At 71.3% G+C, this 3,143-nt stretch carries 4 protein-coding genes; 1 reads left to right on the forward strand and 3 read right to left on the reverse strand.

The window, feature by feature from the left end:
- Positions 1–34: 34 nt before the first annotated feature.
- Entirely contained in the window at positions 35–508 is a 474-nt protein-coding gene (locus tag ACIRDX_RS22185) for a metallophosphoesterase family protein (RefSeq protein ID WP_396627597.1), read from the reverse strand.
- Between the two features lie 29 nt (positions 509–537).
- Between ACIRDX_RS22185 and ACIRDX_RS22190 the strand changes: the two genes are divergently transcribed.
- Positions 538–1,236 carry an alpha/beta hydrolase gene (locus ACIRDX_RS22190; protein WP_396627598.1) on the forward strand — a complete coding sequence of 233 codons (699 nt, stop codon included), beginning with the start codon at positions 538–540 and terminating at the stop codon, positions 1,234–1,236.
- Between the two features lie 10 nt (positions 1,237–1,246).
- Here the strand turns inward: ACIRDX_RS22190 and ACIRDX_RS22195 are convergent, their stop codons facing one another.
- Positions 1,247–2,527, reverse strand: a complete 1,281-nt coding sequence (locus tag ACIRDX_RS22195; RefSeq protein ID WP_396627599.1) for an ABC transporter permease — start codon at positions 2,525–2,527, stop codon at positions 1,247–1,249.
- Positions 2,524–3,143: ABC transporter permease (locus tag ACIRDX_RS22200; protein ID WP_396627600.1), on the reverse strand; the 620-nt coding region annotated here is incomplete at its 5' end. The genes ACIRDX_RS22200 and ACIRDX_RS22195, both read right to left, overlap by 4 nt.

Genomic DNA, 3,143 nt, shown 5'->3' on the forward strand with positions numbered 1-3,143 from the left:
GCTCAAGCCCCTAGCCCCCAGCGCCCTCCATGCGTCAGTCGATCCCGATGATGTCCACGTCGGCGTGGCCGGGCGAGAGGGTGAGCTTCGCGACGCTTGGCACCACGTCGAAGCGCTTCGGCCCCGCCGCTCCCGGGTTCACCACCAGCCGGTCGCCCGCCCGGTGGACCAGCGCCCGGTGGGTGTGGCCGAAGACGATGATTCCCGCATCCCGGTAGCGATGGAGCAGGAGCTCCGGCGTCGGCCTCGGGAACTCGTGCCCGTGGCTGACGTGAATCTGCCAGCCTTCGACCGTCAGCCAGCGGCGCGCCTCGAGCTCCGGGGTGTGGATGTCGTCGACGTTGCCGTACACCGCCTGCACCGGCGCCAGGGCCGCCAGTTCGATCAGCACGTCGCGACTGCCGACGTCGCCGGCGTGCAAAATCAACGCGACACCCTCGAGGGCGTGCATCGCGGAGGCGCGCAGCAGTCCGTGCGTGTCGGAAATCAGGCCCACCGTCGTCGGCATGCGTCTTGTATTGCATCGATTGGTTTCCGATGTCCACACCGACACGCGAACACGCCATCGTCACCCCGATCCACGGCCGGTACCTGTTGCGGATTCCGGAGTCGCCCTCGCAAGGGCCGCTGCGTCATGCGCCGATGGTCGTGGGGTTCCACGGCTACGGCGAGTCCGCCGAGGCGCATCTCGAGCGCCTCGAGGGTATTGCCGAGCTGTCGGGCTGGACGCTCGTGAGCATCCAGGGCCTGCACCGCTTCTACGACCGGTCCCGTCGGGTGGTGGCCAGCTGGATGACGGCGCAGGACCGCGACGATGCCATCGAGGACAACCTGCGCTTCGTCCGCAGCGTGGTCACCGAGGCCATCCACCAGGCCGGCGAGCCGCAGGCGCTCGTCTACGTGGGGTACTCACAGGGGGTGGCGATGGCCTGGCGGGCGGCCATCCTCGGCGCCCGCCGCATCGATGGCCTGGCCGTGTTCGGCGGCGACGTGCCGCCCGAACTGCACGTCCGTCCACTCACGCAGTGCCCACCCGTCCTGATCGGGCGTGGTCGCGACGACGCGTACTACACGGCGGAGAAGTTCAGGGCCGATCTGGACATGCTCGCCAGCCGCTTCGTGGTCGTCGAGCCCTACGAGGTCGATGGCGGTCACGGCTGGACGACGGACGTCGGCGCGGAGATCGGCAGCTTCGTGACGAGACTGGTGAATCCGACGGCCGCCGCCAACGCGTGACCGCGGGGCGTCACTCGTAGCGCAGGGCCTCGACGGGATCGAGCCGCGCCGCGCGGCGGGCCGGCAGGTAGCCCGCCAGGATGCCCGTGATGACGGACATGCCGAGTCCGGCGCCGACGGCCCATCCCGGGGGCACGGCGGAGAAGCCGCTGAGGAAGAGCGAGGCGAGCAGGCCGAGGCTGACAGCCAGCAGCACACCTGCCAGGCCGCCGACCCCCGACAGCACCGCCGCTTCCACGAGGAACTGCTGGAGCACCGCGGACCGCGGCGCGCCGAGCGCCAGGCGGACGCCGATCTCGCGCGTGCGCTCGGTGACGGCAATCACCATCACGTTGGCGATGCCGATGCCGCCAATCACGAGGCTGACCGCCGCCAGTGCCACGGTGACCCCGCCGATCGCGGCACTCACCTGGTCGAACGTGCGGATGATCTGGTCGGCCGACGACAGGTTGAAGTCGTTGTCGGTGCCGGGCCCGAGCCCGCGCAGCCGTCGCAGTACGAAGCCGGCTTCGTCGCGCGCCTGCTCCCGGACACCCGGCTTCGCCCGGATGTACAGCACGGTGCGGTCGGCGCCCGGATAGCGCCGGTTGACCGTGCCAGCGGGCAGCGCCAGCACCGAGTCCTGGCGGTTCTCGCCGAAGAACCCGCCCTTGCGTGGCGCGATCTCGCCGACCACGGTGTAGGTGTCGCCCGAGAGTTGCAGCGTGCGTCCGACCGCCGTGCGTCCGCCGAACAGGGCCCGCGACAGGCTCGCGCCGATCACGCACACGCGGGCGCCCGAGCGGTCCTCGAGGTCGGTGAAGGGCCGGCCCGACGCGAACTCCGCTCCGATCACCTCGTACAGGTTCGGCGATGCGCCTTCGACCAGCACCGTGTCCGATTCGGCGCCACCGGCGCGCGCCACGAGCGGGCGCCCGTCGATCACCGTCGGCACGATCACCTGCACGGCGACCTCGCGCACCGAAGGGGCCAGTCGGGCGATCACGGGCGCGAAGGCGGGCTTCAACGGCTTGCGCTGCGCCTCGCGCTCCGAGGCGGGGGCGTAGGGATCGCCCGTCAGGTGGTACGCGAAGATGTTCTCGGTGCCCAACTCGCGGAACAGCAGGGCGACCTGGTTGCGCACGTTGGCGAGCACCGACGCGACGAGCACCACCGTGACGATGCCGATCACGATGCCGACGCTGGCCAGGATCGACCGCGAGAGGTTGGCGCGGATGGACGCAAAGGCCAGCCACACGATTTCGCGCCACAACCGCAGGCGCCCCGCCATGCCCATGGACGTGGCGCTCATTCCTGTCGCAATGCCTCGATGGGATCGATGCGCGCGGCGAGGCGGGCCGGGTACCAGCCCGCCGCCACGCCGGCGCCGCCGGCCGCCAGCAGGCTCCACGCCGCCGTCGAGAGCGGGATGGGCAGGTCGAGTCCGGAGAGCCGGCCAGCGAGGGTCAGGATCCCCCACGCCGCCAGCAGCCCGACCGCGCCGCCCACGACGCCGGTCAGCAGTGCCTCGGCGACGACCTCGGCCGTGACCTCGCTGCGCGTGGCGCCCAGGGCACGACGGATGCCGATTTCGCGTGTGCGCTGTGCCACGGAGACGAGCACGGTGTTGGTGACGACCACGACCGCGGCCAGGAGCGCCATGAGGGCGATGGGCACCGCGGCGGCGCCAATGCGATTGGCGAGGTTCAGCACGAAGGACCGCGCGGCGTCCGGGGAGAGGATGTCGAAGGTGTCGGGACGGCCCGGCTGCAGTTGGCGGCGCGCGCGGAGGCCGGCGCGCGCGGCGCCCTCCGCTTCTTCCGCCTCGATCCCGCGACCTGTCGCGAAGATCTGCAGGGAGCCCGGGGCGCCGAAGGTGCGCTCGAAGGCGGTGAGCGGGATGTAGACGTACCGGTCGAGCGACACGC

Origin of the sequence: Luteitalea sp. (genome assembly GCF_044337415.1) — a bacterium.
Classification (GTDB): domain Bacteria; phylum Acidobacteriota; class Vicinamibacteria; order Vicinamibacterales; family Vicinamibacteraceae; genus Luteitalea.